A 22,926-nucleotide genomic window follows, 5' to 3' on the forward strand; every position below is an offset into this window, starting at 1 on the left:
TAGCCTTAAAACAGAAAAGCCTGCCTCTAATAGAGACAGGCTTTTCTGTTTTAAGGCCGTTTTAGGGAAAACAGCCCCGAAACCCTGTTTACATGATAGACATTAATTGGATGGAGTTGATGGATTTTGGAGCCAGGATCACTTTTGAGTCGTCTTTGGAGATAGAGGTACGGGCCGTTGCGCTTCCCTTCGAAACCGAGGTGTTGGTGCCTTTGTCTACATCATAGATCATGAGGTTGGGGTTGCCGGCATTGGAAAGGTACAGCAGTTTGTTACTGTTATGGAAGAAAGACAGCCCGTTGGCGTAATCACCGGCTCCGTTTTTCTTCACAGCCTTCAGCTGTTTGAAATCATGGGCGTCATAGATGCGCAGGATCTCATTTGCTTGTCCGAACCCTACGGCCAGCAACTGTCCGTCAGAACTCACGGCCAGGTCAGTGGGGGTAGCATAATTGGTATTGAACACCTGGATCAATTCTCCGTCGGCCGCCGAAATGGCGTAAATGCGGCTGGAAAACCAGGCGTAAAACCGATCTCCTTTGTTGCTGAAGATGATTTTAGAATTGCTGGCGGCATACCGAGGTTTCCCTACCCGCTCCCAGGTATCGGTGTTGTAAATCCTGATTTCGTTGTTCTGCAGCAGGGCCACTAACCGGTTACCGGTCATGGCAACTTCCCGCACTTTGGCTGGTAATCCGGCAAGGGTTTTCACCTCACTTAAATCCCTGGAAAGCAAAACTTTGATGGATTTCTCCTCGCCACCGGTGACAATGTATTTTCCATCCTGCGAGTAGGCGCAGGAAAGCGCAGTGCCCTGGTGTACTTGTTTAAAAGTTACCGGAAAGGTTTGGGACGGATCCCAGAGGTACAACATGCCCTGATTCCCAACAGACACTACCCGGCTGCCGTCTGGGGAAAATACGGCGTTTTGGAACAACTGATTTTCCTCGTGCTTCAACAAAGCCAAGGGCTTTAGCTTTGTCTGGCTAAAGGAAAGATCTGCCACCAGGCAGAAACCAAGTGCCAGAAAAAAAACTTTATTCTTTTTCATATTTAATGAGGGATATTAATATTTTTTATTGCGCAAAGTACAATACTTTGGTAAAATATTGCAAATCCAATTTCTAAGTTTTTCCTAAAATTCATTGCGCATTTAGTTTACCCCCTTTATCTTAAGAACCTTAAACCTCTTCTCTACCTTAGTAGAAGAAATTTGCTTTGGGAAAATGAAAAGCAATAAAGGGAATTTGTTGCTTTGCCGGGTTTTCCTTCCTATTCTTCCACATCAATTTGCAAATCAAGGAGATATACCTAAAACCTTTGCCATTTAAAAGTTCAACATAGCGGCATAAACACCTCTCACCACCTCGGTCATGCGAACGAAATCAAGTTTGTCAATGGTATCTGATTTTTGGTGGTAATGCGGATTACGGAGGAAAGAGGTATCATTGATCATGACGGCTTGGTACCCCTCTGCCCAGTAGTTGCGGTGGTCTGAAAGGGAAACTCCCGGAAGACCCGGCGGGGCCGCAATGGACTGCACGTCTACCCGAGAGTGCTCTTTCATGAACTGCTGCACCCGATTAATGGTCCGTTCCTGCCCCATTTTGCCTACCACCACAATAAAGTTTCCGGTGCTGGGGTACAGGTTCTTCAATGACTCATGCGGAAATTCCTGCGAGTTTGGCTTGTCTGTGAAATACCCGATCATCTCCAGGCAGATCATCAGTTTCACGTCTACCCTATTTTTTTTCATGGATTTGGCGTGAACCGCACTGCCCATTTTTTCGGTGGCAAAATAGGGCGGCTCTTCAAAGTTGAAGGCAACGAAGTCAATGCGGTGTTTTACCTCAGGTTTCTCTTCGTGGAGGGCACGCGCCAGTTCCAGCAGGCCCGCCACCGCGCTGGCATTGTCATCGGCCCCGGGGGTATCTCCGCAGGCATCATAATGGGCACCCACAATCACCCTTTCTCCCTCCTCGGGCCCGTAAGACAAGATCAGGTTTTGAAATCCCTGGTGTAACTCTTGCTTAGATACCCGTCCGCTTAACTTGCAGAACTCCTTCTCAATGTAAGCAGCAGCCTTCTTCAGGGACTCTGGGTAACTGATGCTGCGGGGTGGGGAAAGGGTGGTTAAGAATTGAACATCGGCGTACAGGCGGTCTCGTTGTATGGGCATGGCGGGTTAGGTTGGTGACACTGCTATGTACTGCTACTTGCATTAGTGGTTGCTTTGAGTAGGCCAGAATTAATACGGTTTCTACTCTGATTTTCTACCCTGTTTCAAAGGAAAAAGGGTTTGCGCCAACTTCTGAAGTTTGGTTCCGTAATCGTAGCGGATTTCAAAAACTATGAAAAAAACACTCCTACTTTCCTTTTTTGCCTTCTTTCACCTACGAGCCTTCGCGCAGCAGGAAACCCTACTTGAGTTTGAAACTGACCGACCCACCAAAACAGAAGCCTCCAGTGTCGTGCCTCGGGGGTACTTTCAACTGGAAACCGGTTTCCAGTACCAGCGCCTGAAGCACGAAAGCTTGGAAGACAAACAATGGCTTTATCCGCAGGCTTTGCTCCGGATTGGCCTCCTGCCAGCCGCTGAATTCAGGGTGGAAGCCACGTACCGCCAGGAAACAAACCAGATAAGTGAAAACCTGTTCCGGGAAAACAAAGGGCTGAGTACACTGCGGGTGGGAACGAAGGTGAACGTACTGGAGAGCCAGGGCGTCCTACCCACCGTTTCGGTTTTGGCTATGTTGGAACTTCCCTGGGAAGCCGATGCCTTTAAACCTAATAAAGTAGCCCCAGAAGTGATGCTACTGCTCACAAATGGGCTTTCAGAGAAGGTAAAGCTCCAGTACAATGCTGGTTTTCAGCGCCAGCGTGAAGACGAGGAAATGGAAAACAAACTTCAGTACTCAGCGGCCCTGTGCGGGAAGCTAAGCGAGAAAGTGACAGTGGCCGCCGAGTTCTTCGGGGAGAAACCCAACCACAGCCACGCCGAAAACCAGATTGACGGAAGTATTCAGTTCCTGTTGCTCCCCAATCTGCAGGTAGATGCCATAGTGGGTACCGGAGTTTCGTCCCATGCTCCTGATCTTTTCACCGGCGGTGGATTGAGCTTCAGACTACCGAGATAGCTTATTTCATTTCCCTGCCGCACTCTGCCTCATGAAATTGGGTCAGGGTGCGACTGTTTTGACGGCAGTTTAAGAAAATGGGGCTTAAAACAGGTTCCTTTCGAATTAATGACTTAGGAAGCATTGCGCTCATTCAAAATGAGAGCAATGCCCTAAAGCATCTTGCCCAATCTTCGGGTCATAATGCAGCCTTCTCAGTGCCTGGATTTCAGGGTAATCAGCACCACGGCTCCCACCAGCAAAACGGTGGCAATAAGGGTTTGGCCGGTGACTACTTCTTGGGCAAAAGCCCAGCCAAGAAAAACCGCAATGACAGGGTTCACATAGGCATACGTGGAGACTTGTGACGGAGGCGCCACCCTTGTAAGCCAACTATAGGCCGAGAAACCGATAAGGGAACCAAAGACCACCAGATACCCCAAGGCCAGCCAAGATCTGGAACTAACGGAAGCCCACTCAGCGGTTTGCCACTCGCCAAAGACGGTACCGGTTAGCACCAGCATGGCCCCGCCGCACATCATCTGCATGCCGGTGGTAAGAATAGGCGAGGATGGCAAGGTGGCTCGGGAGGAAAAAAGAGAACCCCAGGCCCACGCTCCCGCCGAAAGGAACACCACCGCACTACCTGCCACATCTACCCCACCCTCCAATTTCCAGGGACTAACCAACACCACCATCCCGATAGCCCCAAGCAAGAGACCTAACAAAACGCCTTTGGAGGGTGCCTGTTTTGATTTACCCAGCCATTGCAATACAACCACCCACAATGGTTCAGTGGTGACCAATAGAGCCGCAATCCCGGAAGCCACGCGTTGCTCAGCCCAAACCACAGATCCGTTTCCTAATAGAATCAGAAGGCCGCCTATGATTGCCGTATTGCGCCAATGCTCTAATGAAGGGGTTGCAGCTCCGCGAAGCCGGGCCCAGCTGAACAAGACCACCCCGGCGAACAAGAACCGAAGACCAGCCATCAGGAAAGGCGGCAGGGTTTCAATGGCAAAGGCAATGGCCAGGTAAGTGGAGCCCCATATAATGTAAATCGCGGCAAAGGCCGCGATCTTCAGCCAACCGGTAGCCGGAGCCCCGGAGGTGGTGGTTGCTTCCATAAAATTTTAATCGGCGTCTGCGTGCAGCACCAGCAGCGGCAGCTTGGTTTGGTAGGTCATTTTCTCAGCGAGACTCATCCCGAAAAGGTTTTTGAAAAAGCTGCGGCGCTTTTTCAGGATAGCCAGCATGTTGCTGTTGGTTCGGCTGAGGTAATCTTTCAGGCCTTTGTCTTTCTCGGGGTGTTCTACTTCCTGAAAACGGATATCTAACCCCTGAAATTCGCTCCTAAGCATTTGGATGAACTCTTGCGCGTGACGGCCACCATCAGCACCGGCTTTGTGGGTAACGTGCACCACTTCTACTTCGGCCTGAAACACCATGGCCAGATCAACTACATTTCTCAGCGCTTTCAGGTCTTCGGGTTGGTAATCTGAGGCGTACACAATGCGGTGGATGTCGGGGAACTGGGCTTTTCCCGGGATGGCCAACACAGGGCATTTCACCTGCGAAATCACGCTCTCGGTGTTGCTGCCAATCAGGATTTCCTCCAGGGTATTGCCGCCGCCGGTAGTACCCATCACAATAAAATTGTAGCCTTCTTCGTGCACCAGGCGCTCCACCGCATCTGCCAGGAACGCCTCCTGGACTTTAGTATCCACGTCAACGGCCCCGCCACCGCTTTCGGCCAGCATGCTCTGCAGGTGATGCGACAGAGATTGGAGTTTATCAGAGGAAACGCGACGCTGCTCATCCAACACCTGGCTGGCCATCAACGCCGATTCGGTGGTGTCTATCATGGGCAGGTGCAAAACATGTAGCAACGTGAGCGAGGAGCGGGTATGCTGGGCTATCTGAGCGGCATACTCCACCGCTTTGTTTGAGGTCTTGGAAAAATCAACCGGGCAAAGAATCTTTTTCATAGCATTGCAAGTCTGTTCTGTAGTTCATTTATAGCAGAACTACGCCTGCTTACAAAACGGGAATATAGCGTTTGGGTTATACTTTCCTTTCCTGAAAGATTCCCCTTGCTGCTACAGAAGTCCTTCCAGCCAGTCTTCGGCGTCTTCCAGCGAATCAAAAATATTGAGGGGAATCTTACTTTCCTCGGCTATGAACATAGACAACTGGTTCACGGGGGTGTTGGAATGATGCACTTCGGCCAACTGGGAAATACCGGCCGCTACCGTTAGCTTCTGGGCTTCAATGTGCATCCGGCGCACCGCCGGCGAATATTCTTCCAATCCCCGGATATCGGTGAGGATGGAAAAGCCCGGGGTTAGGCAAGCAAGGGCCTCTTCAAGGTGAAGGAAATAGAAAGGAACCTCCTCTGGGGTGTTCCAGCATCCCTCCACTTTTATAAAAATTCTATTTCTCTTCCGGTCTACCTTCATTTGGTAGAAAGGAGTATACGCAATTTGAATCATAGCAGCGTCAGACATTTCTGCAGATGCACCACTATCTGGGCGGGGGATTCCGGAAAGAGGCAAAATTTGATATTATCTTTCCATAAAGTTAAAAACAGTTTGCCATTTTGCAAATCCAAACATCAAATTTTATTATTTCTCAGGTTAAAGGCTTTCACCTCGGCCCAGGTCCACCGTTTCTTAGGAGTGACATTTGTAAATGCATTCTGCAAATATGAAGTAACAATTTCCAGGAATTTACCCTTTTCAATGGAGGAGGCATAGAACTCCCTTTCCTGCGGATTGCCGTACCGCTGAGCCTTACTAAGTTTCCCGTTCTGGAGCCGAAGCAAAGGACCGGTATCAGTGATGCCGTCTGCTACCCAGCTTAGCCCCGTTTGCTCCAACTCTGTAAGTTGGCTAGCCAAGGCCCGTAAATCTGGTCTTGGGAGCGTTGGTCGACTGGCAAGGTCTACCCAGGTAGTGTACTTACATTCTATTTCATACCGGTTTCCGCTGTAGCAAGACACCACAATGTCATACCCTGCAGTAGGGCTGAACAGGGCGTAGTAATGCACGGGCTGCGGGGTCTCTATCACCACCAACCCTAAGGAATCGTTTTGGACAATTCGTGATTCTTTCCCATACACCTGGGAGTATCCCCGCTGAACGACTTCCAGTTCAGGCTCCCAAACCTGTTGGAATAATGCAGGATTCAGCAACACTTCTTGGAACACCTCCAGAAAATTGTGGAATTTCGGGATGGAGGCGATCACTTCATTTTCTTCCAGGTCTTCGGCACCAAACGGGGGGTAGAACCGCACCTTTTCTTCGGCATTGATCCAGCACACCAGTTTTAGGGCTTCTTTGGCAAAAGGAGCCCCTAAATCCAATTCCCGGAAATCACCTATAATCGCCATCTGCCGCAGGGTCTCTTCGTGCTGCATAGCTAGAGTTGGGTTCAGCAAAGCCCAGATGCCTACCAGGGCATCAATGTCAAAGTGGTTAGCCGTAACGTATTGGTATTTCTGCAGACCAGGGTGGTTTTGCTTTATGGCTTGCAGAACCATTCCGGCGCTGGTGTCTTCCCGCAATTCCGATGGGGTGGGAGCTTCGCGCCAGTGCGAAAGCACCAGACCATTGGGGTGAAAACTGTCTACCACTACGGCTGGCTGTTCTTTGATCTGAGGAAAAGGAAGATACGTCAATGGGTTCATTCTGCTGAGTTTTTGGAAAGTCGCTCTGGTTTTCAAGCCCTTTCTTTGGGGAAGGTGTTTTAGAGGCTATTTGGCAAAAACAACGCTGAAACGCAAGCTGCCCATTATTTGCGTTTGCCCCGGCGGTTGGTGATTTTGTCCAGACGTTTGGTACGCACCCATTGCAGGTACTTCTGCAAACCCTCAGCTTCGCGCAGGGCCTGGATGGAATTGTACAGCACCGCCAGTTCTTTGTTGTTGTACGTGAGGTGCACCGTACTGTGGCAAGGCTGGCACAGCGGAGCGGTGGGTCCGTGCCTGCCTCCTTCCTCCCGCGGAATCAAATGGTGCAGCGTAGTAAACCCCACCTCCCGTTCACAAAGCGCGCACACCGGATCTGCGCTTTCTTCTTTTTTCCTGATTCGTTTTGCCATGGGCGGCTTTGTTTCTGATAAGGGTACTTTGAGGCGTGCCTGTCTAACTGAAAAGAAACCAACCTCTGCCCCTACCACGCGTAAAGTTTTGTTTTAAACGGACGGATGTCCATGTTCTGTTATGTCTCTATCTTCTACTGCTTCTCCTATATCCTCGGGCCCGGCTCTAAGTGAGAAATGGCTGCTGTTCATTCTGGCGGCCATCCAGTTTACGCACATCATGGACTTTGTGATCATGATGCCGCTAGGGCCCCAATTGATGCGGGTTTTTCAGATCAGTCCGAGGGAGTTCGGGTTCCTGGTATCGGCGTATACGTTCAGCGCGGCTATCTCGGGCTTGCTGAGCGCCTTTTTCATAGACCGGTTCGACCGGAAGAATGCTCTTTTGGGCCTTTATCTGGGCTTCACCTTGGGAACATTTGCCTGCGCTTTGGCTCCAACGTTCTCCTTCCTATTAATTGCCCGTATTTTGGCGGGTGCCTTTGGCGGAGTTCTGGGGGCGTTGGTGTTGGCCATTATCGGGGATTCTATTCCGGAGGAGCGGCGGGGTGCGGCTACCGGCAAGGTAATGGCGGCTTTCTCGGTGGCTTCTATCGGGGGAATTCCTATTGGGCTTTATTTAGCCAGCCACGCCAGCTGGCACGCTCCTTTTTACCTGCTTACCGGGCTCAGCGTGCTGGTACTGTTCCTGACCTGGCGGGTGCTCCCTCCCATGCGGCAGCACTTGCTGCACCACGTTCCTCAGCATCCGGCCCAGGTGCTGGGCACCATCTTCAGCCGGGCGAACTGCTTGTGGGCTTTTGCGTTGATGGTGGGCTTGTCGCTGGCGGGATTCACGGTGGTGCCGTTTCTGAGTCCGTATATGGTGGCCAACGTGGGTTTCGCCGAGGAAGAGCTCAGTTACATTTACCTTTTCGGGGGACTGGCAACGGTGGTGACCTCTCAGCTAGCCGGAAGGCTTTCGGACCGATTTGGGAAAAAGAAGGTGTTTCTGATCGCCGCGCTTGTCTCCATCATTCCGATTCTGGTGGTGACCCATTTGCCTAGGGTGCCGCATTGGCAAGCGTTCGTGGTGACTACTTTCTTCTTTATTTTCTTCGGGGCGAGGTTTGTGCCGGCCATGTCTCTGATCACCTCCAGCATTGAACCCCGGCTGCGCGGCTCGTTTATGAGCGTAAATTCATCGGTACAACAGCTTGCCTCAGGTTTGGCCGCCTTCCTGTCAGGCTTGGTGATTTCCAATGCTCCCGGCTCGAATGAACTGCAACACTTCGGGACGGTGGGCATCATAGCCACGGTATTCACCTTTGTGTCTATGTGGGTAGTGATTAAGCTGAAGCAGGTGAGTTGAGGGAAAGTCCTGAGTCTAGAGTTCTGAGTCCTGAGTTATAATATTTAAAAAAATAGAAAGCCGTTTAGAGCTTGTTTTCAGAAAACAGGTCCTAAACGGCTTTTAAGTATAGCGTGTATTTTGATCAGGGTTTACGCTTCTTCTGGCTGCAGCAGGAAACCGTCTTTCATGGTTAGTTTCCGGTCGGCCATGTCGGCCAGAACGGGGTTATGGGTGACCAGCACGAAAGTCTGGCCCAGTTCAGCGCGAAGCTTGAAGAAGATCTGGTGCAGCTCCTCGGCATTTTTAGAGTCAAGGTTTCCGCTGGGCTCATCGGCGAAGATGAGCTTGGGCGAATTGATGAGGGCTCGGGCCACAGCGGTGCGTTGCTGCTCACCACCGCTCATCTCAGAAGGTTTATGGTCCAGACGATGGCCCAGGTTCAGCATTTCCAGGAGTTCCTTGGCGCGGGTCTCTACTTCTTTTTCGGGGCGGTCAGCCAGGAAGCCGGGTAAACTCACATTCTCCAGGGCGGTGAACTCGGGCAGCAGGTTGTGGAACTGGAAAATAAAGCCAATGTTGCGGTTCCGGAAACGGGCCACTTCTTTGTTGCTCATCCCCGAGATCTTCTGTCCGTGCAGGAAAACATCGCCGGCATCTGGGGCATCCAAGGTGCCCAGCAGATGCAGTAAAGTACTCTTGCCGGCTCCGGAGGCGCCCACAATGGAGACCACCTCGGCCTCACCGATCCTTAAGTCAATGCCTTTCAGGACCGGAAGTTTTCCGTAGGATTTGAACAACCCTCGGCCCTCTAACAAAATAGGTTTTTCTATACTCATGAACTACAAAACAATAAGGAAGGGATGGCATTTGCAAACTGTTGCCTTGTTTGCATGAAACGGAGCATTCAATTTAAAGTTAACCGTAGCGGAGTTACAGCGTAACGCCGTGGTAGAGGTTTCAAAAAAACGCTGCCTCTGTCCAATAAACCTTACCCTCAGAAAAGGCGCTGTTTCAAAACGAAGAAGGTACATAGGGAAACTTGCATGGTCCTGTAGCACCACGGCGTTATAGGGTAAAGCCCCTAGACCAACTTGCGAGCTTGAAACACCCTAGCCTGGTATGGTGAAAATGACTCAGGATTAAGGAGTCAGAACTCAGGACTTTCCGCAGTTCAGCCTTTGCTTTGAAAAGTTACCCGTATACCTTACTTTCGTGCACCAAAAAACATCAACCTAACCTCATGAATATACACGAGTACCAGGCGAAAGACATTCTGAAAAGCTACGGCGTTAGAATTCAGGAAGGCATCGTGGCAGAGACCCCCGAAGAGGCGGTAGCCGCTGCTAAGCGTTTAACCGAGGAAACCGGCACTGGCTGGCACGTAATTAAAGCCCAGATTCATGCGGGCGGTCGTGGTAAAGGCGGCGGGGTGAAATTGGCCAAAAACCTGGAGCAGGTGAAGGAAATTGCGGGCCAAATCATTGGCATGCAGTTGGTAACACACCAAACTGGTCCTGAAGGCAAAAAAGTAAATAAGGTATTAGTAGCGCAGGATGTTTACTATCCCGGTGACTCTGAGCCGAAAGAATATTACGTTTCTATCTTATTAGACCGTGCCAAAGGCCAGAACGTGATCATGGCGTCTACTGAGGGCGGTATGGACATTGAAGAAGTGGCGGAACACACGCCTGAGAAAATCTTCAAAGAGTGGATTGACCCGGCGGTTGGTCTTCGTCCGTTCCAGGTTAATAAGATTGCGTTTGCATTTGGCTTGCAAGGCGAAGCTTTCAAAGAGTTTGCAAAATTCTTGACTAACCTGTACAAAGCCTATCTTGACACCGACGCTTCTATGTTTGAGATCAACCCCGTGTTGAAGACCTCAGACAACAAAATCTTAGCCGTAGATGGTAAAGTAGACTTAGACGACAACGCGCTGTTCCGTCACAAAGACCTGGCTGACCTGCGCGACATCGCGGAGGAAGATCCGTTGGAAGTGGAGGCAAGCAAGAGCAACCTGAACTATGTAAAGCTTGACGGTAACGTTGGCTGTATGGTGAACGGTGCTGGTCTGGCGATGGCTACCATGGACATCATCAAGCTTTCTGGCGGTGAGCCTGCTAACTTCCTGGACGTAGGAGGTGGAGCCAACGCGCAGACCGTAGAAGCTGGTTTCCGTCTGATTTTGCAAGATCCTAACGTAAAAGCCATCCTGATCAACATATTCGGTGGTATTGTGCGTTGCGACCGTGTTGCCAACGGGGTGGTGGAAGCTTACAAGAACATCGGGACCATCAACGTTCCCATCATCGTTCGTCTGCAAGGAACCAACGCTGAGGAAGGTGCCCGTATCATTGATGAGTCTGGCCTGAAAGTATTCTCTGCCGTTCTTTTGAAAGATGCTGCTGAGAGAGTGAAAGAAGTATTAGCAACTGCTTAATTGTACGTTGTTTTAGTATAAAAGAAGCCTCACCAAACCGGTGGGGCTTCTTTGTTTTAGGGCTGTTTTATAGAAAAAGGGGCTGAAACTAGAGATTAAGATAGACCTTGGAAGAAGGTTCTACCGGGGTAAGCTTCTATGGCGGGGAAGTTTATAACTCATCCTTAAGTCAAGGAAGTAACTTCCGCGCTATAGAAGCGAAATGGAAAAAACTCTTTTGATCTCATCCTGAAAGGATCTTGTGGGCAAGGCTGCAACTGCGCTCCATCAAAGCCTTTCTTGTTCCCCACGAGATCCCTTCGGGAGGACAACAAGGGAAGATGATAAAGTTTAAGTGGATATGGAACTTGAACCTAATGTTTTTTAAAGCAGATTGAACCCATTCCTTTAAAAATAACAGAGCCTTCTTGTAAACAGGAAGGCTCTGTTGTTTCTGGCTTATTTTGGAAAAACATTCCTAAAACAGAATGCGAGATTGCTTCCGGTTAAAAAAGACAAACAGTCCCTCCTACCCAATCAAAGTTGCTGTTGTAGCGCACGCCAATCATTTTACCACGGCTTAGTCTGGCGAGGTTGATGGCTAAGGTAGGTTTCTCACCGCCGTCTGGCCAGAGATACATCAGCCTGATCTCACATTTCACCAAACCATCTGGCGACTGAACGACAGGCTCGTAGACTACTTTTTTCTGCAGCACCCAATTTTCAGGATCTTTGATGGCAGCTAGGTCCTCTTGTGTCACATCAATGATTACCCCTTGCCCTGCAAAAGAGAAAAGCGGTTTCAAAACGTAGTCAGATAAATTCTCTGGATAGGTGATCACCTCCGAAAGAAAAGCCGTAAGCGGCACAAACTCACTTTCCAGAAAAGGCATGGTGTACTTACTGATCCGGTAAAACCAGTTAGGATGCCCCACCCACTCTATCTGATCAGTGGTTAGCAGGTCAGGCACATTCTTGAAAGCTTCTTCCTTGTTCTCTACTTCGTCAAAAATGAGCCGGTTGTAAATCTTCTTTACCCGGTGCTCCTTGCCGTCTTTGGTATAGAAAATCTTGTTACCTCTTTGCCTAAGTTCCTCTAAAGAGACAATCTCTAAGCCCAGGTGCCGGGCTGTAATAAAGAAATCAATAGCTGTTTTCTGTTCGTGGGCATTGATGTCCAGCAGAATTACTTCGTGGGGCTGGTGATTCCCTATAATGGTACGGCGGAGCAACTCAAAATAAGCCTGCTCGTCATCCTGCTGAAAGTATGGGGTGAAAGAGTCAACAAGGGGGAAGTGTTTCCGGAACAGTTTTGCCAATTCAGGCTGAAAACCATAAAGGGAAGGAAAGCCCTGCAACTCAATCAGCCGGGGTACCAGTTCCTGGTTTTCATCTCGGCAGACGGCGAAGTCAAAGGTGAGAAAGTGAGGCCGCTCATTTTCGTGGGCGGTCCTCCATTCCTGCGGGATTGATCTTTCCGTGAGTTCCTTGAAATCTTTTCTCAGGATGGTAGTAACCAGGTCATCACCGGCGGCAATCAGCTTTTCCTTGAACTTCTGGTCAATAAAAACCGGAGTCTCGGCCACTCTGAATCCTAAAGGTTCTTCCAGTTGCTGGTTTATGTCGGTGAGCAGGGCCTGGTAAGCTTCCTGGGTAAAGGCGGCGTTATACTTCTCCCTTATGTCTTTTATCATACTTCCTGTATCAGCATACTGTTGATGGCATTATGAAGAAACGATGGAATGATTTCTTTCCGGGTGAATTCCAGCTCTACCGGATTCTCCAAAAAATGAAGCATCTCATAGTATTTATTCTCGCCGTGGTGTTTAATGACGCGCTCTTTGTTTTCATCTTCCAACAAGTACGCTTCCATGCCCACCGGATCTGCCTCGGGGTGGAACTGCGTGCCGAAGAAATAGTCACTGAACCTGATAGCCATCATACAGCGCTCCAGATTCACATGCGATCTTTCTTTCTCAATGGCCAGCAGTTTTGCGCCTGTTTTCTCAAACTGGGCCTCATCTGGTTCAATCACCTGCCAATCGCGGGAATCTACGGCATAGAACGTTTCATCTGTTCCGGCGAAAATCTCCTCATTGTCCCAGTCATCGGTTTTGAAGATAGGGAAAATACCGAACGAAGTGGAACGCCTCTTTACAACGTTGCCCAACTTGTACTTTCTGCACAGCAACTGGAACGAGTGGCAAATAAAGAACCCATACTTTTTATCGGTTCGGCTGGGGTTATTGTTGATGGCTTCCAGTTCGTCAATGAAAGCAAAGTAGTTGTTCTCCCATTCAGAGCCTTCGCTCTCCGTGGGGCTTCCTGGTCCCCCAGTAGAGATATAGATATCAAAACTGGTGTCAGGAATCTCGTTCTTGGCTCTTACGTCAAAAATCTGGTATGTTAAATCAACTGAATTGTTCTTCCGGAATTTCTTCAATATGTCCTGGATGCATTTCATGCCCTGATTGGCGTGGCCATCATACATGTCCAGGATGGCAACTTTTATACTCATCTTATCTTACTCTCCATTAAAAACCTAAAGCTACAAATTGTACTTCTGATTTGATAGTACAAAACAGTGCTAGACACAAATTATGTCCTTATACGTCAACGCCTTGTAAAGTTTGGGATGTAATATAGTCTACTACATCTGTGAAGCTTTGGTTCTTGCTATACACCTCCAATTGTCGGTCTGCGCCGGTGCCGTGCTCCAGAATTTGATGCACGTAGTTGATTTCGTTTCGGCTGCCTAGTTCATCTACCACGTCATCAATGAAATCCAGCAGTTCCAGCACCAGAGAGCGGGTGTTCACTTCGGCCTCACGGCCAAAGTCAATCATCTTACCGTCAATACCATAACGTGCTGCCCGCCACTTATTCTCATTAATCAAGGCCCTGCTATACGTGATGAATTTGAGGTTCTGCATTCTGAGCTTGTACAGTTTGGCACAGATTGCCTGAAAAATGGCCGTAAACGCCATGGTCTCATTCACCAGCATAGGACAGTCGCAGATTCTAAACTCAATGGTGTCAAAGAACGGATGCACGCGTACGTCCCACCAGATTTTCTTGGCATTGTCAATGCAGTTGGTTTTCACCAACAGCTTTATATAGCTGTCATATTCCTCTATGCTCTGGAAATAATCTGGAATACCGGTTCTTGGAAATTTATCAAATACCTTTGTCCTGAAGGATTTGTAGCCGGTATTTCTGCCTTCCCAGAAAGGCGAGTTGGTAGACAAGGCATACACGTGCGGCAGGAAGTAGCGCACCCCGTTGGCAATGTGCAAAGCCATGTCGCGGTTCTGGAAACCCACGTGCACGTGCAGGCCAAAGATAAGGTTAGAGCGGGCGGCTTCCTGCAGTTCATTCACAATGTCAAAGTACCGCGGGTGGTCTGTGATTAATTGGTGTTGCCAATGCGAAAAGGGGTGCGTACCCGCCGCCCCGATGCGCAACCCCAGCTCTCCAGCCAGGGTTGCTACGGTTTTGCGAAGCTTGATTACCTCTGCCCGTGCCTCATCGGTGTTTCGGCAAATGCTGGTACCTACCTCCACTACCGCCTGGTGCATTTCTGCCTTTACCTGGTCTTCATGGATTTTTTGGGCGGCATCTACAATCTTCTGATCATGTGAGGTCAGCTCCCTGGTGACAGGGTCTACCACCATGAACTCTTCTTCTACTCCCAGTGTGAACTCATTCATACAGCACGAGATTACGTTATAGAGGAAACCAGATTAGCTTTTCGCTTTTGTTGTTCTTGGTGCTCTGACAGGTTTGGGGCTTCCTATCAAAGGGGCCTTGGCAGCCCCGCTCGTCACAAACTTGCCCCAGGTAAGGTTATCTGCGTTAGGCCAATGGTGTTTGGCGCGTTGTATGGCGTAAGTGGCAGCGGTTTCTACCACCCATTCAAAGTTCTCCTCGCCCACGCTGGTGAGTTCTGCATCTGGCGCCGGGTTACAGAAGTCAATGGCGTACGGAATACCGTCTCTGATGGCAAACTCCACAGTATTGAAATCATAGCCCAGGTACTGATTGAGGGTAATCACGTATTCACGAACTTTGTCCAGAATGGCTTTGGCGGCTGGTGCTTTGCCGTGTTCGTACCGCAAGTGGTGCGGGTTCCGAGGCTCGTATTGCATGATGCGCACGTGCTCTCCGCCTATGCAGTAGCACCGGAAATAATCATCAAAGATGATTTCTTCCTGCAGCATCATGACTAATTGGCCGGTTTGGTTAAACTTATCAAAGAAGTCTTCTGCGTCATGCAGTTTGTAGACGTCTCGCCAGCCACCGCCGTCATACGGTTTCATGTACGCCGGGAAGCCCACGTAATTGAAAATACCGTCCCAATCCAGGGGGAAGCTCAGGTTCCGGAAAGAATTGGCATTAGTATCTTCTGGCATGTCACGGGAGGGCAGCAACACGGTTTTAGGTACCGGGATGCCCAATTTCACCGCTAGCGCGTTGTTGAAGAACTTTTCATCTGCGCTCCACCAGAAGGGGTTATTGATCACTGCCGTACCCGTCATGGCTGCGTTCTTCAGCATGGCACGGTAGAAAGGCACGCTTTGCGAGATACGGTCTACAATCACATCATAGCCGTTGCTTTCCCCCTGCATTACCTTGTCAATCTGGACAAACTCTGCCGTAATGTCTTTCTCTTTTTTTTGGTTGATACGGTCTACAAACGCCTGCGGAAAAGTTTTTTCCTGCCCGAAAAGAATTCCGATTTTTTTCATAGTGCTTTCTGTTACAGTTAGATCTGAGATAAATAGTGTGGGAACATCTCGCGCCAAACCGACCAGTCATGCACTGCGTTGGGCCGTATGTCAAGCCAATGATTGATACCTTTACCGTTTAATATTGCTGAGAGAATGTGGTTTGATTCAAGGCAGATATCATGGTCTGAAGTGCCCAGAATGATCTTTAACTGCCATAATGCAGGGTCTGTGGCATGGCGCACAAACTCAATGGGGTTGTTGTAATAGACATCATCATTGTAGAAACCATCTACCTGGTCTCTGATGTCAAAGGCCCCGCTCATGCTGTACAGATGGCTAGCCCGGTCTGGGTGTTTGAACGCAAAATTGGCCGCATGGTACCCGCCAAAACTGCAGCCAGCCACGCATACTTTGCTATGTCCTGTCTCCTGCATAGCCCAGGGCGCCAATTCATGGTACAACATTTGATCATACCACATATGGTTCTTCACGCGGTCAGCGGGATGCACGCCTTTGTTGTACCAGCTTAGGGCATCAATGGAGTCAATGCAGTAAATCTTTACTTTGCCTTCATTGATAAACCAGGTGGCACTCTCAATCAGCTTGAAATCTTTGTTTTCATAGTATCTGCCTTTTGAGGTAGGGAAAAGAATAACGGGATATCCCCTGTCGCCGAAGACCAGCATTTCTATATCCTGGCTGAGCTGCTGTGAATACCATTTATGATACTGTTCTTTCATTCGTCTCAGTATTTATTCTGGTATGTTACGCAGTTGATTTACAATTGGATATTTAAAATGTTCTGTATTTTTAAAAACATGTTCTCATCTTAGATGTTTTATAAGTTACAGAACTCGCCGTACTTTTGCATAATTACTTTTTTTGACAAATAATGCTTTTAGATTTTAGAGTGTCCGAGGTGAGCATCCGGGAAGAGGAGCTTACAGTAAACTCGGAAATATTAAACAGAGAAGTGGAGTGCGTACTCTACCTGCCAGACATGGATGGCGTGGTAGAGCCCCTGCATTTGCTATTGATCAACGACGGTCAGGATCTGCAAACCATGCAGTATGAGAAGATCCTGCGGACCTTGTATAAAAAGAACAGAATAAACCCCATCTTAACCGTGGGCATCAAAGCGGGCAACCGTTTACAGGAATTTGGTATCTCGGGTACCCCAGATTACAAAGGCAGAGGATCAGAGGCTGAAAAATACCGTCAGTTTGTAGTTGACGAGCTGCTTCCAGCCATTTACGAGAAGACCAACATCACAGAGTTTGCTAGTTCGTCAATCATTGGTTTTTCCTTAGGGGCGGTTTCTGCTTTTGACATTGCTTGGAACCATTCAGATATCTTCTCTAAGGTAGGCGCGTTTTCGGGCGCCTTTTGGTGGAGAAGCAAAGAAGCCAGGAAAGAGGCGCCAGACAACCACCGGATCGTTCATAAACTGATTCAAGCCAGCCAGGAAAAACCAGAACTGAAGTTTTGGTTCGAGGCCGGCACCCAGGATGAAAAGTCTGACCGCAACCAGAACGGCATCATTGATTCTATTGATGACACCACCAGCCTTATTCACGAACTGTATAAAAAAGGCTACGAGAGGAACAAAGACACCCGGTACATGGAAATCATTGGGGGCCGTCATGACGTCGCCACCTGGGCTCGGCTGATGCCTTGTTTCCTGCTCTGGGCTTTTGCAAAGTAAGACTGGAGAACTCTGTTCCTATTTGATTACTGCAAAGGGGAGAGATTTAATTTAAGGAGCATGGAGGATTAAGACCCTTCATACTCCTTTTTTATGTCCAGAAGTAAAGGAAAGCTGAACGGTACTTCCCAAAAGTACAAAAGGGCTCCGCAATAAGGACAATACTTTATTCCCTTGGAGAAAAGGTTTTGAAAGCCAATAAAAGAAAGCTCCCTCTTTCTATTTTGGCTGCCTTTTCATAAAAACGCACATAAAACAGGAGCAATTATTGAGCCTACCCCGTTTTAGGTGCGTTTTTATGAAAACAGTCTTGAATCAGATAGCTTAATCCAGCACATTCAACTTCACGTCAATATTACCCTTGGTTCCTACGGAGTAAGGGCACACTTCATGCGCCTGGGCTACCAATTCCTCGGCTTTGGCTTTATCTACTCCATCCAACTTCACGTCTAACTGAACCGATAGGCCATATTTTCCGTCTTCAAACTGGTCAAGGCCCACATGCGCAGTCACGGTAGATTTTTCGGTTAATCTGATATGCTGCTTTCCGGCCACCAATTGCAACGCACTCTGGAAACAGGACGAGTAACCCGCCGCAAACAATTGCTCAGGGTTTGTGGCGCCCCCTTTGCCGCCTAGGCCCTCGGGCACACGTACGGGCATGTCAATGATTCCATCGGTTGATTTTACCTGACCGTTGCGGCCTCCAGTGGCGGTAACTTCCGCCGTGTATACTCTCTTCATTGAATTAAGCTTTGGTGATAAAAGTGAACTTCTCTACTAAACTGTTTCAAGCCGAAAATGTTAGAAATCAATGTGGTTCACTTTTGTTTCAGAGCCCTTTTTCTGAAAAGGCTTAAAAAACGCGCAGGCACCTTTCTTTCTTGATAGGCATTTCCTACATTTGCCCTCGCAATACCGGGCCGCGTAGTACAACGGATAGTATTGGAGTTTCCGAAGCTCTCGATCCAGGTTCGATTCCTGGCGCGGCCACTACAATTTTTCGGAAAGCCCTGTAAGATAGGTTCTTACAGGGCTTTATTGTTTTAAGAGGTGACCAAAAAGGTGACATAATTAAGACTTTAGGATAAGACCATTCCTTAAAGTTATCAAAAACAGACCACAATCACAGTCAATTCAAGTTCGCTTACCATGCAACGATACGCTTCAAAAGGAACTAGAAGAAGTTGGATTTTTGAAACTCTCTTTGTAAGACCCTTAAAAATTACACAGAAGCCATACAGACATTCTTTCAATCTGGTCAAGCAACTGAACTATCGGCAACACCTTCTCTAAAGAGGTTAAAGTAAAATGGGGGTTGGCAATTTTAAAGTACTGGCCTTACTGTATCAAAATAATCATTGCCTCTTCCATCCCACTTTTAAGCCGTTCTTAGGCACATTGGCGCACGTGTATACTGTATCACAATAAACACTTATTTTATTTGGCACACTTCCGTAGGTTTGTTCTACTTAACCACACGAAAGACCATGAAGCCGGTAGCCATCTTTACCAGAGTAAGCAAGACAAGCCAAGACTATGACTGTCAGGTAAGCGACCTGACCAAGTATGCCGCCTCTAAGGGCTACAATGTGGTTGCAACCATCAATGAGAAGGTTTCCGGCTCAAAGACCAATGAGGAACGGCAGGGAATCATTGACTTGCTCCAACTGGCCGAGGCAGGGAAAATAAAGAGGGTGCTTGTTTCAGAGGTTTCCCGACTTGGGCGCAATACCACAGAGGTATTGAAGGTGGTTGAAGCATTGACAAAAACCGGTGTCTCTGTCTTCATCCTGAACCACCAGATAGAAACCTTTAATGCAGACGGAAAGGCCAACTCAATGGCTCACATGTTCCTTACCCTTTTAGCGGAGTTCTCACGAATGGAGAAGGAAACCCTGATTGAGCGCATAAACTCCGGCTTGGATGAAGCCCGAAAGAAAGGCGTAAAGCTTGGTCGCAAGGAAGGTTCCACCAAGACCAAAGAAGCCCTTCTGGTGCAGTATAAGGAAGTGGTAGGACACTTAAAGAAAGGCCAAAGTGTGCGAAATGCGGCTAAGATATGCGCAGTAAGCACTGGCACCGTGTTAAAGGTGAAGAAAGCCATGACAGTGGAAAAGCCTACCCCCATTAAATGTTAAATAATTTAAGAAGACACCTATGAAGAGATTCAAGGAAATGCTTAGTGGGCAGGAGAGCGAAGCCTCTATTCTGGCTAACCAGTGGTGTGGCCAACGGATAAAAGACATTCCAGAAGTAGAGCAGTTACAGTGGACACGTGACCGGTTTGAAACGGAAGACCTTCTGAACTTAAACCATTTGAACCTTCTAAGATATTGGGCAACGCATAGAAAAGACTTCACTTACGACACCTTCATAGATAAGGTAACGACTTGGTGCATGATATTCTACGAAGTGAACAGGGACAAGCCAACGGAGGCGGAGCAGCGTTTCTTTGACAAAATGAATGACAAAGGCAACTTGGCCCCAGACGACAACGGGGAGCCGAACTTCATAGCCTCTGGGTTTGTCCTTAGCAAACTATTGTAGGTTTGCTATTCTGAACCAAGACAAGCTGTTTTGCCCCTGTTTTAGCCTTTTCAGGCTCTTTTCTTACGCCCTCCTTAGCATTGTAGCCTGAATAAAGGGGAAGGCTATTAACGCCTAAAACGGGTGTCTTTGAATGAAGAAACCATTATCTTCTATTGTCAGGGGCAACAGCAATTATCACTGCCCCTGGATTCCGTTCGTGCTTTGCTGTTAGGTTTTCACAGGCAATCTCAATCGTAGATGCTGACTGCGCCTTTTAAATATTTTTCTGGTTTGCTGAATGTCATCCAAGCAAACAAATATGATGGTGTTTTGACCCTGTTTTAACCCCGTCAAAGGCATTTCTCTTTGAAGCCGTGCAACGGACGCTAACAAAGGAAAAGCACTTTGAACGGGTTAAAACAAGTGTATTTCAAAAACCAACTTACGCGGCTTCCTTGTGCGGAAAACCAAGCTTGCTTGGGTGCAAGAGGTTACCCTCAACCTTTGGCGCGTAGCCGGTGAGCCTAAGGCACTCTTCCTTCACTACCCCTTCAAGATAACTCCGGTTGCTTTCCGTAATTGAGATAGAATCATGCACCGTGAACAGGGGCATTGCCTTTCTTTCACGCTTCACCCTCCCGCAAACCTTCGTAAGGAGCACATGCGCCTCAATGGCCTGCAACAGGCAGGAAAGCAAGCGGTGGTCTTCCTGCTTGATGTACTCAAACAGCCGCATGACGGTGGGGAAACAGCATCGGAACAGTTCTTTGGCCGCTTCCCTTTGCTTCCGTATCATTTTGGCTTTCATAGTTTCCTTTCTTACCAGTTCCTTCTCGTTCTCGGAGAAAAGGATGGTGAACATTACCTTCTTCTCTTATTCCTATCCATATCCGTCTTGCCTGTTCTCTCAATGTATTTCTTTATGAGGTAATCATATAGTCTCCCTTCCAGTACCACATTCCTGTAATAGATAACATCTTCATTGTCAATGCCCTTTAGGATATCTTGAAGCATAACGTTAGAGAAGACGTTTGGAAGACATTGGAACATCTCGTTTGATAATATATTGTGAAGGGATAACCTTTTAAGGGTTATTTTAGCCTTAGAGGAAGTGATAGGTACATCTATGGCATTGGTAATACCTTTATGAATGAACATAGAAGTGGAACACATGGATTTTTTCTCGTGGCGCACCCTCATGGGCTTACCGTAGAAATCCCGTTCCAGTAGCAGAAGGCTGAAATACATCTGGCTATTGCGTAAATCTACTTCGTATAGGTTTTCCCCGCCGTAGGAAAGGAAATTCCGTAGTTCCTTCTTTAAATTAGTCAAAGAGGTATGGAAATGGCCCGACACGGTGTCAAAGCCGTGGTAGAAGTTGCCGTCGGCTATCTTCATGGCCGCATGCAGGTTGGTGTGGTACTTCAACAGCTTCTTCTCTCTCCGTGTCAGTGCCTCCTTAGCCGTAGGGTCTTGCCGGTTGGCGTTGTTCACCCCTGCTACCCTAATTTTTAAATTTAAAAAGCCGTCTTCCCTCACGCCTTTCAGAATGGTTTTGCGCAGATACTCTTGCGCCCCTTCCAAGTCCATTTCCAGAAGACCGCTTTTAAAGGGCTTCCGTAGGTGCTTGCCTAATTTGCCATCCAGTTCCTTTATGCGTTGCTCTTCCTGCTTGGTGAGTTTCTTTTTGTAGGTGAAGGAAAAGGCCTTCCTCACCTCTACTTGCTTGTATACCTGCCGGTATTCCTTGGTGTAGCGGTACATGCGGGAGTGCACCCCGTTCCTGTACTGGTTGTTGCCCCCGTCAAACACGCCTGTGTTCACCAGATAGTCAAGGTAGCTTTTGTATTCGTTCCCAATGGCGTTCTTCAAAGCGGTGGAGTTGATGGGCACAGAGCCGTTCCGGTGCTTTAGGTCTTTGTTGTTGGAAGGGATTTCAATGGGAAGGGAAAGGACGTAGTGCAACTTGTCTGGGCAAAAGTTCATCCCCCCTTCCGGAAAATAGTCTTCCGGTGGGTACTGCGCAAGGTGTTCCTCCATGTTGAAGGCTTTTGGAATAGAATACTTCATTTGATGTTTTATTAAATTGTTTAATGGGTAAAGTTTGGGCAATACAAAGCCACAAGAAGGGTTTACCTTCTTGTGGCTTTGGTTTAGGAATGTTCGGTGTTATTGCCTTTTACAAAGGTAAACCGCCTGTTTACAAGTGGCGGAAGGAATGGGAAGGTATTTTCAAAGGATTTTTAAGAAAAGGAAATGGTACCAATTTTCAAACGGTAGAAAGCCTATCAAAGAGGGAGGTACTGGCTTATTCCCGAACCGTTTATAAAGTGAAAAGGCTGCTTTAGGATCCCTTTTTCAATCGGTTTTCCTATAGTTTTATATGTATTTAATCAATGGGTGCTTTGCATGTAAATGTGTACCAGTTCACTTTAAACAGGGCTCTGCCTATCCATTTACGAGTCGTTTTCACCAAGAAGAAGGGGTGGGTCAGATTTATAGGAATTTATATGCGTCGTTTTCACAGCGTAAAGGGCCACGTGAACGCCATTCTGAAGATTCAGCAGTTTAGCCGGTATTTTTAAATTTAAATTATTTAAAGGTTTAGCTAAGTGTATATAACCGTTTATACCCGAATACAAACGACTATATCCGAATAACTTACGGATAGGGCTTGATAGCCATTGGTGATAGCCTCTGCCTTTGAGCAAAGATTAATTTAAATTGCAAGGGTACTGAAAGCCAAAACAGCCATTTAATGCAATTTAAGGCAGTGTTTTGATGTTCAGGGGAAAACGGTTATCTTATGAAGGGTTTTGCATGAACTCAAAAAAACATCGAAAAGGATGGTAGGCATACCTCCATTTATAGTGCCAATAACCGGAACGACTCCGTTTATGCAGTAGTTGGACGCAAAAAGAAAAGATGAATCTAGATCGAATAAGTGAGCTTAATGAAGCTTTGGCTAAAGGCACTGATACATCGTTGGAAAT

At 47.9% G+C, this 22,926-nt stretch carries 23 protein-coding genes and 1 tRNA gene; 8 read left to right on the forward strand and 16 right to left on the reverse strand.

Annotation, left to right across the window (positions count from 1 at the left end; genetic code table 11):
• Positions 1-88 precede the first annotated feature (88 nt).
• Together EFB08_RS19605 and EFB08_RS19610 are read right to left on the reverse strand one after the other, a co-directional pair.
• Positions 89-1,051, reverse strand: a complete 963-nt coding sequence (locus EFB08_RS19605) for a WD40 repeat domain-containing protein (RefSeq protein ID WP_123128683.1) — start codon at positions 1,049-1,051, stop codon at positions 89-91.
• Positions 1,052-1,327: 276 nt separating this feature from the next.
• A complete protein-coding gene (locus tag EFB08_RS19610) occupies positions 1,328-2,179 on the reverse strand; it encodes a M28 family peptidase (protein ID WP_123128684.1) in 852 nt (283 codons plus the stop codon).
• Positions 2,180-2,351: 172 nt separating this feature from the next.
• Here EFB08_RS19610 and EFB08_RS19615 point away from each other — a divergent pair, with 172 nt between their 5' ends.
• Complete coding sequence (locus EFB08_RS19615; protein WP_123128685.1) at positions 2,352-3,137, forward strand: transporter; 786 nt, start codon at positions 2,352-2,354, stop codon at positions 3,135-3,137.
• 194 nt (positions 3,138-3,331) lie between these two features.
• Here the strand turns inward: EFB08_RS19615 and EFB08_RS19620 are convergent, their stop codons facing one another.
• From EFB08_RS19620 to EFB08_RS19640, 5 genes are all read right to left on the reverse strand, one after another.
• A complete protein-coding gene (locus EFB08_RS19620; protein ID WP_123128686.1) occupies positions 3,332-4,243 on the reverse strand; it encodes an EamA family transporter in 912 nt (303 codons plus the stop codon).
• 6 nt (positions 4,244-4,249) lie between these two features.
• Positions 4,250-5,104 (reverse strand): universal stress protein, encoded by an 855-nt coding sequence (locus EFB08_RS19625; RefSeq protein WP_123128687.1) that lies wholly within the window; start codon positions 5,102-5,104, stop codon positions 4,250-4,252.
• Positions 5,105-5,215: 111 nt separating this feature from the next.
• Positions 5,216-5,608, reverse strand: coding sequence for a hypothetical protein (locus EFB08_RS19630; RefSeq protein WP_123128688.1), 393 nt, complete (start codon positions 5,606-5,608; stop codon positions 5,216-5,218).
• A gap of 122 nt (positions 5,609-5,730) precedes the next feature.
• Positions 5,731-6,804, reverse strand: a complete 1,074-nt coding sequence (locus EFB08_RS19635; protein WP_123128689.1) for a DUF6687 family protein — start codon at positions 6,802-6,804, stop codon at positions 5,731-5,733.
• Between the two features lie 104 nt (positions 6,805-6,908).
• A complete protein-coding gene (locus EFB08_RS19640) occupies positions 6,909-7,217 on the reverse strand; it encodes an HNH endonuclease (protein WP_165864973.1) in 309 nt (102 codons plus the stop codon).
• Positions 7,218-7,338: 121 nt separating this feature from the next.
• On the opposite strand from EFB08_RS19640, the gene EFB08_RS19645 reads away from it, so the two are divergent.
• A complete protein-coding gene (locus EFB08_RS19645) occupies positions 7,339-8,568 on the forward strand; it encodes an MFS transporter (protein ID WP_123128690.1) in 1,230 nt (409 codons plus the stop codon).
• 131 nt (positions 8,569-8,699) lie between these two features.
• Here EFB08_RS19645 and EFB08_RS19650 read toward each other — a convergent pair whose 3' ends face one another.
• Positions 8,700-9,386 (reverse strand): ABC transporter ATP-binding protein, encoded by a 687-nt coding sequence (locus EFB08_RS19650; protein ID WP_193553985.1) that lies wholly within the window; start codon positions 9,384-9,386, stop codon positions 8,700-8,702.
• 404 nt (positions 9,387-9,790) lie between these two features.
• Between EFB08_RS19650 and sucC the strand changes: the two genes are divergently transcribed.
• Complete coding sequence (gene sucC / locus EFB08_RS19655; RefSeq protein ID WP_123128691.1) at positions 9,791-10,987, forward strand: ADP-forming succinate--CoA ligase subunit beta; 1,197 nt, start codon at positions 9,791-9,793, stop codon at positions 10,985-10,987.
• Positions 10,988-11,472: 485 nt separating this feature from the next.
• Here the strand turns inward: sucC and EFB08_RS19660 are convergent, their stop codons facing one another.
• From EFB08_RS19660 to EFB08_RS19680, 5 genes are all read right to left on the reverse strand, one after another.
• Positions 11,473-12,660: a hypothetical protein gene (locus EFB08_RS19660; protein WP_123128692.1), complete on the reverse strand. Its 1,188-nt coding sequence runs from the start codon at positions 12,658-12,660 to the stop codon at positions 11,473-11,475.
• Entirely contained in the window at positions 12,657-13,484 is an 828-nt protein-coding gene (locus tag EFB08_RS19665) for a type 1 glutamine amidotransferase (RefSeq protein WP_123128693.1), read from the reverse strand. Before EFB08_RS19665 ends, EFB08_RS19660 begins: the two co-directional genes overlap by 4 nt.
• Positions 13,485-13,572: 88 nt before the next feature.
• Positions 13,573-14,676: a carboxylate-amine ligase gene (locus EFB08_RS19670; RefSeq protein WP_123128694.1), complete on the reverse strand. Its 1,104-nt coding sequence runs from the start codon at positions 14,674-14,676 to the stop codon at positions 13,573-13,575.
• Positions 14,677-14,709: 33 nt separating this feature from the next.
• The gene (locus tag EFB08_RS19675; RefSeq protein WP_123128695.1) at positions 14,710-15,714 is read right to left on the reverse strand and encodes an ATP-grasp domain-containing protein; all 1,005 of its coding nucleotides are present in this window, start codon (positions 15,712-15,714) and stop codon (positions 14,710-14,712) included.
• A 17-nt stretch (positions 15,715-15,731) separates the two neighbouring features.
• On the reverse strand, positions 15,732-16,436 hold the full coding sequence (locus EFB08_RS19680; protein ID WP_123128696.1) for an esterase family protein: 705 nt from the start codon (positions 16,434-16,436) through the stop codon (positions 15,732-15,734).
• A gap of 152 nt (positions 16,437-16,588) precedes the next feature.
• Between EFB08_RS19680 and EFB08_RS19685 the strand changes: the two genes are divergently transcribed.
• Entirely contained in the window at positions 16,589-17,401 is an 813-nt protein-coding gene (locus EFB08_RS19685; RefSeq protein WP_123128697.1) for an alpha/beta hydrolase, read from the forward strand.
• A 324-nt stretch (positions 17,402-17,725) separates the two neighbouring features.
• Here EFB08_RS19685 and EFB08_RS19690 read toward each other — a convergent pair whose 3' ends face one another.
• Complete coding sequence (locus EFB08_RS19690; protein ID WP_123128698.1) at positions 17,726-18,145, reverse strand: organic hydroperoxide resistance protein; 420 nt, start codon at positions 18,143-18,145, stop codon at positions 17,726-17,728.
• A gap of 177 nt (positions 18,146-18,322) precedes the next feature.
• Here EFB08_RS19690 and EFB08_RS19695 point away from each other — a divergent pair.
• The 3 genes from EFB08_RS19695 (at position 18,323) to EFB08_RS19705 (ending at position 19,951) form a co-directional block, all read left to right on the forward strand.
• Positions 18,323-18,394: transfer RNA gene (locus tag EFB08_RS19695), tRNA-Arg, on the forward strand.
• A 497-nt stretch (positions 18,395-18,891) separates the two neighbouring features.
• The gene (locus EFB08_RS19700; RefSeq protein ID WP_123128699.1) at positions 18,892-19,542 is read left to right on the forward strand and encodes a recombinase family protein; all 651 of its coding nucleotides are present in this window, start codon (positions 18,892-18,894) and stop codon (positions 19,540-19,542) included.
• Between the two features lie 19 nt (positions 19,543-19,561).
• Complete coding sequence (locus tag EFB08_RS19705) at positions 19,562-19,951, forward strand: hypothetical protein (protein ID WP_123128700.1); 390 nt, start codon at positions 19,562-19,564, stop codon at positions 19,949-19,951.
• A 424-nt stretch (positions 19,952-20,375) separates the two neighbouring features.
• Here EFB08_RS19705 and EFB08_RS19710 read toward each other — a convergent pair whose 3' ends face one another.
• Both EFB08_RS19710 and EFB08_RS19715 read right to left on the reverse strand, forming a co-directional pair.
• Positions 20,376-20,795, reverse strand: a complete 420-nt coding sequence (locus tag EFB08_RS19710) for a hypothetical protein (RefSeq protein WP_123128701.1) — start codon at positions 20,793-20,795, stop codon at positions 20,376-20,378.
• The gene (locus EFB08_RS19715; RefSeq protein WP_123128702.1) at positions 20,795-22,003 is read right to left on the reverse strand and encodes a hypothetical protein; all 1,209 of its coding nucleotides are present in this window, start codon (positions 22,001-22,003) and stop codon (positions 20,795-20,797) included. Before EFB08_RS19715 ends, EFB08_RS19710 begins: the two co-directional genes overlap by 1 nt.
• 23 nt (positions 22,004-22,026) lie before the next feature.
• Between EFB08_RS19715 and EFB08_RS19720 the strand changes: the two genes are divergently transcribed.
• Positions 22,027-22,281 (forward strand): hypothetical protein, encoded by a 255-nt coding sequence (locus EFB08_RS19720; RefSeq protein WP_125077814.1) that lies wholly within the window; start codon positions 22,027-22,029, stop codon positions 22,279-22,281.
• The last annotated feature ends 645 nt before the right edge of the window (positions 22,282-22,926 follow it).

The sequence above is a fragment of the Rufibacter latericius genome (assembly GCF_003721515.1).
Lineage (GTDB): Bacteria > Bacteroidota > Bacteroidia > Cytophagales > Hymenobacteraceae > Nibribacter > Nibribacter latericius.